At 68.3% G+C, this 12,738-nt stretch carries 13 protein-coding genes; 2 read left to right on the top strand and 11 right to left on the bottom strand.

All coding sequences use genetic code 11. The features are described from left to right. Positions 1-77 precede the first annotated feature (77 nt). From pobA to WME79_RS41070, 10 genes are read right to left on the bottom strand one after another with little or no spacing between them, the layout of a single operon-like run. The gene (gene pobA, locus WME79_RS41115) at positions 78-1,271 is read right to left on the bottom strand and encodes a 4-hydroxybenzoate 3-monooxygenase (protein ID WP_437526404.1); all 1,194 of its coding nucleotides are present in this window, start codon (positions 1,269-1,271) and stop codon (positions 78-80) included. A 7-nt stretch (positions 1,272-1,278) separates the two neighbouring features. Beyond that, the gene (gene pcaC, locus WME79_RS41110; RefSeq protein ID WP_437526401.1) at positions 1,279-1,677 is read right to left on the bottom strand and encodes a 4-carboxymuconolactone decarboxylase; all 399 of its coding nucleotides are present in this window, start codon (positions 1,675-1,677) and stop codon (positions 1,279-1,281) included. A gap of 3 nt (positions 1,678-1,680) precedes the next feature. Then, complete coding sequence (pcaD, locus tag WME79_RS41105) at positions 1,681-2,463, bottom strand: 3-oxoadipate enol-lactonase (protein WP_437526398.1); 783 nt, start codon at positions 2,461-2,463, stop codon at positions 1,681-1,683. Between the two features lie 7 nt (positions 2,464-2,470). Next, entirely contained in the window at positions 2,471-3,844 is a 1,374-nt protein-coding gene (locus WME79_RS41100) for a 3-carboxy-cis,cis-muconate cycloisomerase (RefSeq protein ID WP_437526395.1), read from the bottom strand. Between the two features lie 6 nt (positions 3,845-3,850). Then, on the bottom strand, positions 3,851-4,441 hold the full coding sequence (pcaG, locus tag WME79_RS41095; protein WP_437526392.1) for a protocatechuate 3,4-dioxygenase subunit alpha: 591 nt from the start codon (positions 4,439-4,441) through the stop codon (positions 3,851-3,853). Then, positions 4,431-5,150: a protocatechuate 3,4-dioxygenase subunit beta gene (gene pcaH / locus WME79_RS41090; RefSeq protein ID WP_437526389.1), complete on the bottom strand. Its 720-nt coding sequence runs from the start codon at positions 5,148-5,150 to the stop codon at positions 4,431-4,433. The genes pcaG and pcaH overlap by 11 nt, the downstream gene beginning before the upstream one ends. Before the next feature lie 3 nt (positions 5,151-5,153). Continuing rightward, entirely contained in the window at positions 5,154-6,359 is a 1,206-nt protein-coding gene (gene pcaF, locus WME79_RS41085) for a 3-oxoadipyl-CoA thiolase (protein ID WP_437526386.1), read from the bottom strand. After that, complete coding sequence (locus WME79_RS41080; protein WP_437526384.1) at positions 6,359-7,009, bottom strand: 3-oxoacid CoA-transferase subunit B; 651 nt, start codon at positions 7,007-7,009, stop codon at positions 6,359-6,361. The genes pcaF and WME79_RS41080 overlap by 1 nt, the downstream gene beginning before the upstream one ends. Positions 7,010-7,015: 6 nt before the next feature. Then, positions 7,016-7,699 (bottom strand): 3-oxoacid CoA-transferase subunit A, encoded by a 684-nt coding sequence (locus WME79_RS41075; RefSeq protein ID WP_437526383.1) that lies wholly within the window; start codon positions 7,697-7,699, stop codon positions 7,016-7,018. A 31-nt stretch (positions 7,700-7,730) separates the two neighbouring features. Continuing rightward, complete coding sequence (locus tag WME79_RS41070; RefSeq protein WP_437526380.1) at positions 7,731-8,993, bottom strand: MFS transporter; 1,263 nt, start codon at positions 8,991-8,993, stop codon at positions 7,731-7,733. Positions 8,994-9,664: 671 nt separating this feature from the next. On the opposite strand from WME79_RS41070, the gene WME79_RS41065 reads away from it, so the two are divergent. Continuing rightward, positions 9,665-10,939 carry a hypothetical protein gene (locus tag WME79_RS41065; protein WP_437526377.1) on the top strand — a complete coding sequence of 425 codons (1,275 nt, stop codon included), beginning with the start codon at positions 9,665-9,667 and terminating at the stop codon, positions 10,937-10,939. A 124-nt stretch (positions 10,940-11,063) separates the two neighbouring features. Here WME79_RS41065 and WME79_RS41060 read toward each other — a convergent pair whose 3' ends face one another. After that, positions 11,064-11,576 (bottom strand): hypothetical protein, encoded by a 513-nt coding sequence (locus tag WME79_RS41060; RefSeq protein ID WP_437526374.1) that lies wholly within the window; start codon positions 11,574-11,576, stop codon positions 11,064-11,066. A gap of 436 nt (positions 11,577-12,012) precedes the next feature. On the opposite strand from WME79_RS41060, the gene WME79_RS41055 reads away from it, so the two are divergent. Next, positions 12,013-12,687: an HAD hydrolase-like protein gene (locus WME79_RS41055; RefSeq protein ID WP_437526373.1), complete on the top strand. Its 675-nt coding sequence runs from the start codon at positions 12,013-12,015 to the stop codon at positions 12,685-12,687. Positions 12,688-12,738 lie beyond the last annotated feature (51 nt).

The raw sequence follows: 12,738 nt of genomic DNA, 5'->3' as shown, positions 1-12,738 counted from the left end.
CGTTCACCCCGCAACATGCGGGCTCGTTCCGTAGCGACGCGACCGACGGGTCGTCCGGCGTCTGCCCACGAGACCGATCAACCGTCCGTGGGGCCCCAATCCAGGGGTAGCCCGACGTAGTTCTCCGCCAGCGAGGTGGATGCTGAGCGCGAACGCACGATGTAGTCGAGCTGCGACCGCTGCAGGCGCTGCTGGAACGCGTCGTCGCCCGGGGAGCGGTGCAGCATGGAGGTCATCCACCACGAGAAGTGCTCGGCGCGCCAGACACGCCGCAGACAGGTCGGAGAGTACCTTTCGAGCGCCGTCGTGTCGCCGGTCTTGAAGTAGGCCGCGAGCGCCTGCGCCAGCACACGCACGTCAGCGATCGCCAGATTCATGCCCTTGGCGCCCGTGGGCGGCACGATGTGCGCCGAGTCGCCCGCAAGATAGAGCCGACCGTACTGCATCGGCTCGACCACGGAGCTGCGCATCCCCGTGACGGCCTTCTCGAGGATGGGCCCCTCGTTGAGCCGCCACCCGTCGTCGGTCTCGAGGCGAGCGTGGAGCTCACGCCAGATACGGTCGTCGGACCAGTCCTCGATCTGCTCGTCCGGCTGGACCTGCAGGTAAAGGCGCGTCAGCTTCGGCGAGCGCATGCTGAACAGCGCGAAGCCGCGCTCGTGGTGCGCATAAATGAGCTCGTCGTGCGCCGGCGGCGCCTCCACCAGGATACCGAGCCAAGCATAAGGATACGTGCGCTCCAGCACAGAGAGCACGCCGTCCGGGATCGATCGTCGGGATACGCCGTGCGAGCCGTCGCAGCCGGCAACGAAATCACACTCGAGGTCGCATGGCGCGCCGTCATGGTGGTACCGAACGCGCGGGCGCTCCGTATCGATGTCGAGCAGACGCACCTGTTCGGCCGAGAATTGAATCGTACCGCCGGCCTCGAGGCGCGCGCGGATGAGATCCTTGACCACCTCCTGCTGGCCGTACACGGTGATGCCGCGCCCACCGGTGAGATCGTCGAGCGCGACGCGGTGGGTGGCGCCGTCGAACCGGAGGTGAATGCCGTGATGCACCATGCCCTCGCGGCGCATGCGCTCGCCCACGCCGGTCTCGTTGAGGAGGTCCACCGTGCCTTGCTCGAGCACGCCGGCGCGAACACGACGCTCGACGTACTCGCGCGTGTGCTTCTCGAGCACGACCGACTCGATGCCCTGCCGGTGCAAGAGGTGCGAGAGCATGAGCCCCGCCGGGCCGGCTCCGATGATTCCGACTTGAGTCCGCATGAGTACGCTAGCCTCCTTTCTCCGGCTCGCCGTCGATCTCCGCGAACGTCTCCGCGGCCAGACGGAACGCCGTGTTCGCGGCCGGTACGCCGCAGTAGATCGCCGTCTGGAGCAGCACTTCCTTGATCTCGTCGCGCGTCACGCCGTTGTTCAACGCCGAACGCACATGCAAGCGAAACTCCTCACCATGATTGAGGGCCACCATCATGGCGAGGCACAACAGGCTGCGTGTCCGGCGATCCAGCCCGGGGCGAGTCCAGATCTCGCCCCATGCATAACGGGTGAGCAAGTCCAGGAACTCGCCATTGAACTCGCTCCGGCTCTTGATACTGCGTTCGACGTGGGCGTCGCCGTGCACGGCGCGGCGCATCTTCATGCCATGGTTCAGTCGCTCGCGCTCGTCCATCTCTCACTCTCCCTGGCCCGCGATGAAGCGGAGGACGCTCTCGTTGAACAGCGGTGTGGCTTCGATGTTGGACAGGTGCGCCGCAGGCAGCTCGGCGTAACGCGCCCCCGCGATGTGCTCTGCGAGCCAGCGGCCTTCGGACGGCGGCGTCGCGCTGTCGCGCGCGCCCGCGATCACCAGCGTGGGCGCACGCACATCGACGACGTTCGCTCGCTGATCCGCGTTGCGCACGGCCGCGCACGCGGGGATGTACCCCTCGGGTCTGGTGGTGAGCAGCATCTGTCGTACGCGCTCCACGGCAGCGGGATCTCGCTGCCGGAACTCCGCGGTGAACCACCGGTCGAGCACGGCCTCTGCGATCGCGGCCATGCCGCCTCTCGCGACCGCTTCGATGCGCGCGTCCCAGAGGGACGCCGGGCCGAACGCCGCAGCCGTGTTGCACAGCACGAGCTTGTGCAGCCGGTCCCGCGCATGAGCGCCGAGCCACATGCCGACCGCGCCGCCCAGCGACAGTCCGCAGAAGTGAACCCGCGATAGCTCGAGCGCATCGAGCAGCGCCACGGCGTCCCGGCCCAGGCGCTCGATATCGAAGGGCGCGTCCGGCACCGAGGACGCGCCGTGTCCGCACATGTCGTAGCGCAGCACGCGGAAGCGGCGCGTCAGCGCAGGCACCTGGCTGTCCCACATCCCGAGCGTCGTGCCGAGCGAATTCGCGAGCATGACGACGGGGGCGTCCGCCGGCCCGTCCATGCGCCAATGCAGCTCGCCTCCGGCGACTTCGATCATCGGCACGTCACACCTCGCTCCGTCGCGTGTTTCGGAGGTGCTGCGCGAGCGCGCGGTCGCTCCACTCTTCGGCGAGCCCCAGGTAGGCGGCCGGGTCGCACAGGGCGTCGAGCTCGGTGACCGAGAGATGGGTCGTCACCTCGTGCTCCGCCGCCAGCATGTCACGCAGCGGTCTCCCCTCGTCCACGGCGCGCCGGCAGGCGCGTTCGACGAGCGCGTGCGCCGCCGGTCGACCCATCGTTCGAGCGAGCGCGAGCGCCACCGCTTCGGCCAGGATGACGCCCCGCGTGCTGTCGACGTTGGCCCGCATCCGCTCCGCGTCGACCTGGAGACCCTCGATCACCTGCACGGCGTGCATGAGCGCGCCGGAGGTCAGCAAGCAGATCTCGGGCAGCGACTCCCACTCTGCGTGCCAGCCGCCGAGCCCTCGTTCGTGCTCCTGCGGCATGGCGGAGAGGAGGGTCGCGACGAGGCCTGGGACGCGCGTCGCCGCCGCCAGGATCGCGGCGGCGCCGACCGGGTTGCGCTTGTGTGGCATCGTGGAAGAACCCCCACGTCCGGGCGCTTGCGGCTCGAATGTCTCGGCGACCTCCCACTGCATCATGAGCGAGAGGTCGCGCGCCATCTTGCCCAGGCTGCCCGCGAGCAGGCCGAGCGCCGTGGCCACCTCGGCGATGCGATCGCGCTGGGCGTGCCACGGCAGATCCGGCACCGCGAGCTCCAGACCTTGCGCGAGACGCGCGGCGACCTCGAGGCCTCGCTCGCTGAGGGAAGCGAGCGTGCCGGCGGCGCCACCGAGCTGGATCACGAGCACCCGGCCTCGCAGCTCGCGAAGGCGCTCGCGCGCGCGCCCCATCGCGGCCAGCCAGCCGGCTGCCTTCAATCCGAACGTCACGGGGAGCGCCGGCTGCAGCCATGTACGCCCGAGGAGCACTGTCCGCCGGTGAGCGCGCGCGAGCTCGGCCAGCGCGCCGGCCAGGCGCCCCAGGTCCGCCTCGAAGAGGTCGAGCGCGGCGCGCAGCTGCAGTACCAGGCCGGTATCGATCGCGTCCTGGCTCGTCGCACCCCAGTGCACGAAGCGCGCGGCCTCCGGATCCTCCCGAGCCACAAGGCCCGTCAATTCGGCGACGAGCGGTATCGCGGCGTTGCCGGCGAGCGCGGCGCCGCGGGCGAGCCGGTCGAGATCGAACCGTTCGGCGCGACATTGGGAGGCGATCGGCGCCGCGGCCTCCGGTGGAATCACGCCCGCCCCGGCCTCGGCCCGCGCCAGCGCGGCTTCGAAGTCGAGCATCCCCTGCACCCGCGCTCGATCGGAAAAGATGTCCTGCATCGCCTCAGAGGCGAAGAATTCGTCGAACAGGCCGCGCGATCGAGCCGTCATGACACATCAACCATCGAAGAAGACCGTTTCGTCGGCGCCCTGGAGAACCACGTTCCACTCGAACACATCGTCCTCGCCCGGCCGGGCGTTCGCGATCAAGCTGCCGCGCCTCGACGCCGGCACACGCCCGAGCACGAGGTCATCCGCATTGGCGACCTCGTCGGCGAAGTAGATGCGCGTGGCGAGCGGGAGCAAAAGCCCGCGCATGAACACGTGGACAGAGATGTGAGGCGCCTGCATCCCGGCGCCCGGCGCGGGCACGCGCCCCGGCTTCACCGTGCTGAAACGAAATGCGCCGGCGTCGTCCGTCGGTACCCGCGCATAACCCTTGAAGCTGGGCGTGGTGCGCTCATCCCGCCGATCGGCCAGCTGTGGGTAGTCACCGTTCGCGTCCGCCTGCCAGATCTCGATCAGCGCATCGGGCACGGGCACGCCATCCCCGTCGAGGACGCGGCCCTGCACCGTGATGTGCCGCCCCGGCGCGCCGGGCTCCGCGACCTGGGCGCTGAACAGCCACTCGAGTCCCAGGTGAAAGAACGGCCCGACCGTCTGGGAGAGCGTCGGCTGCAGCGTCGGCGTCCCACGTTCATCCGCCATGAGTCGGGTCCTCCAGGGGCGTCGCGTCGCGCCCGCGCAAGATGATGTCGAAGCGGTAGCCGAGCGCCCATTCCGGCATCGTCGCCTCCAGGTCAAAATTCGCAATCAAGCGGTTCCGCGCGCGTCCATCTGCGACAGAGTTGAAGATCGGGTCGAGCGGCAGCAGCGGATCCCCGGGGAAGTACATCTGGGTCACGAGACGCGTCAGAAACGCGGGGCCGAACACCGAGAAATGGATGTGCGAGGGACGCCAGGCGTTGTGGTGGTTTCGCCAGGGATAAGCGCCCGGTTTGATGGTGATGAAGCGATAGCGTCCCTCGTCGTCCGTCACCGCCTGACCAGCGCCCTGGAAGTTCGGGTCGATCGGCGCGTCGTGGTTGTCCTTCTGGTGCAGGTAGCGTCCGGCGGAGTTGCACTGCCAGATCTCGACCAGCGTCCGGCGGAGCGGCCGCCCGTGCTCGTCCAGCACGCGGCCTCCGACGACGATGCGCTCACCCAGGGGCGCGCTCCTGCCCTGGCACGTGAGATCGGCGGCATTCAGCGCCACGATCTCCGGACCGAACACGGGGCCCGTCACCTCGGACAACGTCTGCGGCAAGACGACGAGCGGCCGCGTCGGAGCCCGCTTGTGCGTCGAGTTGTACGGTCGATGCAGGTAGGGCGGCTGCGCATCCGGCGCAGGACGGCGGTAAATGTCTTGGTCGGCCATTGTTCACACCCGCTCGAGGATCATGGCAATGCCCTGACCGACGCCGATGCACATGGTGCACAAAGCGCGGCGGGCGCCGCTGCGTTGCAGCTGATAGACCGCGGTCGTCACGAGCCGCGCGCCGCTCGCGCCGAGCGGGTGGCCAAGGGCGATGGCGCCGCCGTTCGGATTGACGAAAGGCGCGTCGTCAGGCAACCCGAGCTCGCGCAGCACGGCGAGCGCCTGCGCAGCGAAGGCTTCGTTCAGCTCGATGAGGTCCAGTTGGGCGAGCGTGAGCCCCGCGAGCGCAAGCACCTTGCGCGTGGCGGGGACGGGGCCGATGCCCATGATGCGGGGCGCGACGCCCGCCGCGGCGACCGCGACGATGCGCGCGCGCGGCGTGAGCCCGAAGCGCTTCGCCGCCGCCTCCGACGCGAGCAGGACCGCGCTGGCGCCGTCGTTGATGCCGGAAGCGTTCCCGGCCGTGACGGTGCCGCCGTCTCTGACGACTGGCTGGAGCTTCGCCAGGCCATCCAGGCTCGTGTCGGGCCTCGGGTGCTCGTCCCTGTCGACGAGGCCTGTCGCCGCCTTCCTCGGCACCGCCACCGGCACGATCTCCTCTGCCAGGAGACCCGCCTCGATGGCGGCCGCCGCCCGGCGCTGGCTGCGGTAAGCGAAGGCGTCCTGATCGGAGCGCGAGATCTTGAACTCTTCTGCGACGTTCTCGGCCGTCTCCGACATCGAGTCCGTGCCGAAGCGCGCGTGCATCAGGGGATTCACGAAGCGCCAGCCGAGGGTCGTGTCCTCGAGCTTGAGCCCTCGGGCGAAGGCGGCGTCGGCCTTCGAAAGCACGAAGGGTGCGCGCGACATGCTCTCGACCCCGCCGGCGATCATGAGCGACACCTCGCCCGTCTTGATCGCGCGCGCGGCCACGGCGACCGCTTCCAAGCTGGACCCGCACAGCCGGTTGACGGTCGCGCCCGGCACCGATGCCGGCAGGCCCGCGAGCAGGGCCACCATCCGCGCGACGTTGCGGTTGTCCTCACCGGCCTGGTTCGCACAGCCGTAGATCACGTCGTCCACGGCCGACCAGTCCACGCTCGGATTGCGATCCATGAGCGCGCGGATCGGCACGACCGCGAGGTCGTCCGCGCGCACCGCGGCGAGCGCGCCGCCGTAGCGACCGAAGGGAGTCCTTACCGCGTCGCAGATGTAAGCCGGCGCCGTCATCAGGCCATTCCCCGCCGGAGCGGCGCAGCCGTCAGCCGTGCGAGCTCCTCGAATGAAAGGCCGTCGATCCACTCGACGGCGGTGAGCCCTCGCGGCGTGACGTCGATCACCGCGAGATCCGTGTAGATGCGCTTCACGCACGCGATACCGGTCAGCGGATACGTGCAGCGCTCGACGATCTTGCTCTCCCCCGACTTCGTCGTGTGCTCCATCATCACCCAGACGTCGCGCGCGCCGATGGCGAGGTCCATGGCGCCGCCGACCGCTGGGATGGCGTCCGGCGCGCCGGTGTGCCAGTTGGCGAGATCGCCGTTCACGGACACCTGGAACGCGCCGAGGACGCAGATATCGAGGTGGCCTCCGCGCATCATGGCGAACGAGTCGCCATGATGGAAAAAGCATCCGCCGGGCAGCAGCGTCACCGGTTGCTTGCCGGCGTTGATGAGCTCGGGGTCTTCATCGCCTGGCGCCGGCGCCGGGCCCATGCCGAGGATCCCGTTCTCGCTGTGCAGGAACACCTCACGGTCGCGCGGCAGGAAGTTCGACACGAGCGTCGGCAGCCCGATGCCGAGGTTCACGTACATACCCTCTTTGATGTCGTCGGCCACGCGTGCGGCCATTTGCTCGCGGCTGTAGCGTCGGATGATCATCGTCCCTCAGCCGGCGCGCGCCGCCTCCCGCGCCGCGCATACCACGCGGTGAACGAAGATCCCGGGCGTGACCACCGCTTCTGGATCGAGCGCGCCGAGCGCGACGATCTCACCGGCCTCCGCGATGGTGCATCGGGCCGCTGCCGCCATGATCGGCCCGAAATTGCGCGCCGCCTTGCGGTAAACGAGGTTGCCCCAGCGGTCCGCCTTGTGCGCCTTGATGAGCGCGACGTCGGCGTGGATCGGATATTCCAGTATATAGAGACGTCCGTTGATCTCGCGCGTCTCCTTGCCCTGCGCGAGCGGCGTGCCGTAGCCGGTCGGCGTGTAGAACGCGCCGAAACCTGCCCCCGCCGCCTGGATGCGCGCCGCAAGATTGCCCTGGGGCACGAGCTCGAGCTCGACCTCTTTCGCGCGGTAGAGCGCGTCGAACACGTGTGAATCGTGCTGGCGCGGAAAGGAACAGATGATCTTGCGGACGCGGCGCATCTTCAAGAGGGCCGCGAGGCCCGTGTCGCCGTTGCCCGCATTGTTGCTGACCACGGTGAGATCGCGAGCCCCCTGCGCAATGAGGGCATCGAGCAACTGGAACGGCATTCCGGCCGTGCCAAAGCCGCCGATCATGATCGTCGCCCCGTCGCGAATGCCTCCCACGGCGGCTTCGAGCGAGCTCACAACCTTGTCGATCACGCGTCCCTCCGGCGTTCCATTCTCGTTCGCATCAGCTTTCCGCGGGCGCGGGCAGCCCCGTGGCTGCAGGTTCCGATCGCGGCCTCGCCCGTCCGACGGCGGTCACCGCGATCGCGCCGAGCGCACCCACGATGGCGAAGGCATAGAAGCCCCACGGGTACGCGATCCCGGCGCTCAGCAGCGCGCCGCCGAGGATCGGACCGCAGATGGCGCCGAGTCGCCCGACGCCGGCAGTCCAGCCGAGCCCGGTCGCCCTGTTGCCGTCCGGATAGACCCGTCCCACATAGGCGTAGACCAGGACCTGCGCGCTGAAGACGAAGCAGCCAGCGATCAGCACGGCCGCATAGACGAAGGCACCGGGGAGCCGGACGCTGAGCAGCGCCAGGAACACCGCGGAGGCGACGAACCAGCCGATGACCGACGGGCGCACGCCGAACCGGTCCGCGACAACTCCGGCGAGCAACAAGCCGATCACTGCGCCCACATTGAGCGTCAGCAGCATGCTCAGCGCCGCGCCGAGATCGTAGCCAGCCTGCCGCATGATCGCCGGCAGCCATGTGTTGAGGCCGTAGACGAGCAACAAGCCCATGAACGAGGTCACCCAGAACGCCAGCGTCGGGCGCATCAGGCCTTGCTGGAACAGGGAGGCGACCGCGCCGAGAGCGTCGCGCAGCGACCGGCGCGACCGCGCTACCTTGAGGAACGATTCGGACTCCGGCAGGTGGCGGAGCATGAGCGGGACCAGCACCAGCGCCGGCGCTGCGCCGATGACGAACATCGCGCGCCACCCGAGCGGCTTCATGACGATGATGCCGAGCAGCGCGGTCAACACCGCGCCGACGTGGTACCCGGTCATGATCGTGGTCGTGGCGCTGCCGCGCCTGTCGGTGCGCGCGTACTCGGTCACCAGCGCGATCGCGGTCGGCAGGCAGCCGCCTAGCCCGAGGCCGGCGAGGAACCGGAGGAGCCCGAACACGAACGCAGATGGCGCGAACGCGCACAGGAGCGTGCAGAGGGAGAAATCGATGACGGCCAGGAGCAACGCCTTGCGCCTGCCGATGACGTCGGTGACCGTGCCGATGGTCAGCGCGCCGATCGCCATTCCGATGAGGCCGACGGTGGACAGCATCGCCGCGCTGTCCGGGTTGAGGCCCCACACCTTGTTCTGGAGCAGCACCGGCAGCACCGTGCCGAGCACCACGAGGTCGAAACCGTCCAGCAGAACGGCCGCCCAGCAGAGCGGGACGACCCAGCGCCCGCCGCCTGGTCCGCGAGTCACTTCACCGGTAGACATGGTTTCCTCTGCTGCGTCATCGCGCATGCGGGTTCGACGTATTCCGACGTAATTGACCGCTGGTTTCTCTGCCCAATCGAAGGGAGTCTCCTCGGTCCGGTCCGGTCGAGAGCTTCACTCGACGTAAATATAAAGCGATGATGAATCCCGGCTCAGGCCCTCAGACCCTGCAGGCGTCGCGGTCACGATGACGAATTGCCACACGCAGCCGCCCCGGAGAAAGCGGCAAGATCGCCGCTCAATGGGGATGACAGATCTGTCGCCTGCCTCGCCTCGGCAGGCCTCTTCGATACCGGCCATTTCGCCATCGAAGAGAAGCTGCCCGAGATAATTGAAACCTCATCATAGTGGTTCGTCGCTGGGATAGCCGGCGATAATTTTGTCACCCCCCCTGCGTGGCGATCTTGCCGCTTTCTCCGGTGCCGCGGGGCGTGGCAACTCGTCGTCGTGACGGCGACGAACCTCACCCCTGGTGGCGGCCATGCATGCGGATGCGCTGCTCGGTCAGATTTCGGACCGCGCCATCGAGGCAGCGCGTTCATCGCAGAATCCTATTTGACGCGCGCGACAGCGAGATGCGCGGCTTTTCCTATTGACGAGCACACCACGGAGAACGCATGAGCACACAGACGGGGGCGTCGAGGCGCCTGGTCGGAGTTAGCGCAGGGGTCTTGGCCGTCATCCTCGGCATCACTTCCTTCGACCGCGCGGCGCGGGCACAAGCGCAGCCCGAAGCACCACCGGCGCCCACGGGCGAAGATCCGCCGACCGCGGCGCCCGCGACCGCTCCCGCAGGCGCAAGCCCGGCGCGAGCGCCGACTGCCGAAGCCATCGCCGGCGCGCCGACACTGGACAGCGCCGCAGGGCCTGGCTCAACTTCGCCGGCGCCACCGCCTCCGGCGGAGGAGGAGCTATGGAAGAAGCCGCTCAGCGTCGCGGCTTGGGCCCGCGTCGGAGGTCGCTTACAGAACCCTGGCGCGCGCGAGAAGATGGACCGACTGCTCGCGGACGGAGAGCTGCATCTGTTGCTTTCAGGCGAAATCAACCGGTTCATCGGGGTGCAGGGCGCGGTCGTCGCTCAGTTCGGACCAACCCCGACCGGGGGCAACATAGCGGGCAGCGCGACCCTCCGTGACGCCATCGCCAAGATCAAGTTTCATGATCTGCTGAACGTCTGGATCGGCCGAATGATCGTGCCGTCGGATCGCTCTGCCTTTTCCGGGCCGTGGTCGATGGGGCCGTGGAACTACCCCGGACTCTTCGAGCCCTACACGCCGCCGCTCGGGCCGAGGCAGGGGCCGTTCGGGCGCAACGATGGGGTGACCGCCTGGGGCAAGGTAGCGGGCGGCCTGTTCAAGTATTATGTCGGTGCTTACAACCTGCATGACTCTTCGGTAAGCCCGCTCTACACCGCGAGGCTCAACTTGAGCTTGCTCGACCCGGAGCCAGCCTATTACCAGAAGTCCACGTACCTCGGAGAGAAGAGCATCCTCGCGCTCGGCGTGGCGGGTGAGGTGCAGAGGGACGGTTCGGTCGAATCACTGCCGCCCCCTGCGGCGGGCATGCCTCCAGGCATCCCGCGCAAGGACACCTACATGGAGGCCAACGCCGACCTCCTGTTCGAAAAGAACCTCGACACGGCGGGCACGATCACGCTCGAAGGCGCATTTTACAAGTACTTTGGCGATTTCGAGCGGTTCGACTATTCCTGTTTCGCGCTCGCGAGCTACCTCACGCCGACCAACATCGGTGTCGGAAAGTTACAGCCTCTGGTCCGGCTGCAACAAGCGAAGCCGAAGAACGCCGACCCCTATCTGCTCATCGACGCCCAGGTGGGCTATGTCATCGAAGGGTACGCTGCGCGTGCGGCGCTCGGCTATCAAAGAAGCGATCTGTCAGGGGCGAAGGGGAATGCCCTGTTCCTCGGCGTCCAACTGCAGAAGTGATCGGAGATCGGGGGCGTCCTTGGGGGGACGCAGTACGACCGAGTTGACGCGGCTGAGGGGTTCTGGAGCAAGGAGGGGCAAGCGAAGTCATAGGTCACCCACGATGGTCAGCTCCTGCTCCCTCCTAGGAGCAGGGCTGACCGCTGCTTTGCACACAGATCTGTCCGGACATGCCGTTTTCGAACGACGCTCTCCAGGTCGTTCCCGCTTCCGTGGGCGGGTCCTGCCAGGTCAGCTCTGCGAGCTGCATGAGGACCAGACCGGCGGCGCCTCCGCTGAGCGTGAGCTGCGCGCCCGCCAGGAAGGCACTTTTGTCGGGGCCAGCGCTGGCCCCTTGCGCCAGGACTGCCGTTCCAGAAATCGTGATTCCGCCGAGCTGGCAGGCGCTGAACGTCACCTGCCCGAGGGCGGGGTCAATCGCGGCGGCTCCTCCGCTCGGGCACGCGGCGGGATCATCGGCGGAGGTACGATCCTCGAGCTCGATCAGGACACCGACCAGCGGCAGCGCGATCGCGTGCATGAATCGCGCATAGTCCTGTTCGTCGTCGAGCGTGCCGATCGGCCCATCGGCGCCGCTGTCGCCGCTGCTTGATTCCTTGTCCGCAGGGCCGCACGCTCCGAGGTAGAGCACGGCCATCCCAAGAGCGCAGCGGACCACCCATCGGGAGGAAAGAGCGGGATGATTCATCGTCGTCACCTTCGGTCAGGGGGCGTTGGTCAGGACCTGCGAGGGCTCTCGGCTCGCGTCCGACCCTCCTTGTTCTATTGCCGCTGCGACCCGCTCGAATAGACGGCGAGATCGTCGTCGCCCCCCTTGGACAAATTTGTCATCCCCGCTCGTCGACTTCGAGAGCCATCACGATGCCCACCGCTCCGAGGGGAGCGTCACCGGCGGATGCGTGTACCGGCCGAGATAGCGAAGGGCAGCAGCGGAGCAGTAGGCGCGCTCCGCGCGGCGCCTGCGGCAACGCGCGCTTCGCGGGACGCGCCGGACGCGCGGGTTCCAGCGCGCCGCCCATGTTGCCCCTCGCGACCCTTGCCGCCGCCCCCTTCGGTGCCCTACGTGCGCCGCCATGCGCACGTTGTTCCTGGATCTCGACGGCACCTTGACGGATCCGGCCCCTGGCATCGCTGCCTGCTTCGTGCACACGGCCCATGTGCTCGGGCACGGCTCGATCAGCCTCGCCGAGGTGCGCCGCTTCATCGGTCCGCCGCTGCGGGAGGCGTTCGCCGAGATCCTGGCGACGCGCGACAGCATCCGCATCGAGGAGGCCGTGCTCGTCTATCGCGAGCGCTTCGGCACGCTCGGCCTGTTCGAGAACAGCGTGTATCCCGGCGTGCCAGAGGCGCTCGCGCAGCTCTGCCAGGCGGGCCACGGCCTCTGCCTTGTCACCAGCAAGGCGGCCGTCTATGCCGAGCGCATCATCGACCACTTCGGCCTTCGCTCGCACGTGCCCCGCGTCTACGGCGCCGAGCTGTCCGGCGAGCGCTCGACCAAGGCCGAGCTCATCGCGCACGCTCTCGAGCGCGAGTCGCTCACCCCCGCCGACGCCTGCATGATCGGCGACCGCGAACACGATGTCCTCGGCGCCAAGGCGCACGGCCTCGTGGCGATCGGGGTGACGTGGGGCTACGGGTCGCGCGCGGAGCTGGAGGCTGCGGGCGCCGACCGCATCGTCGACACGCTGGAGGAGCTGGTGCTGACGGTGCGTGGGTTGAGGGAGACCCGAGGTCGAGCGGCTCGATGAGTCCGCGGCTCCGCGGCGTCGCTATCTCAGGTCCATCCTCCACGTAGGGAA

This window comes from Sorangium sp. So ce726 (genome assembly GCF_051521405.1).
Classification (GTDB): Bacteria; Myxococcota_A; Polyangia; order Polyangiales; family Polyangiaceae; genus Sorangium.
The sequence above is the reverse complement of the archived record's forward strand: the minus strand, read 5'-3'. Positions and strand labels throughout refer to the sequence as shown.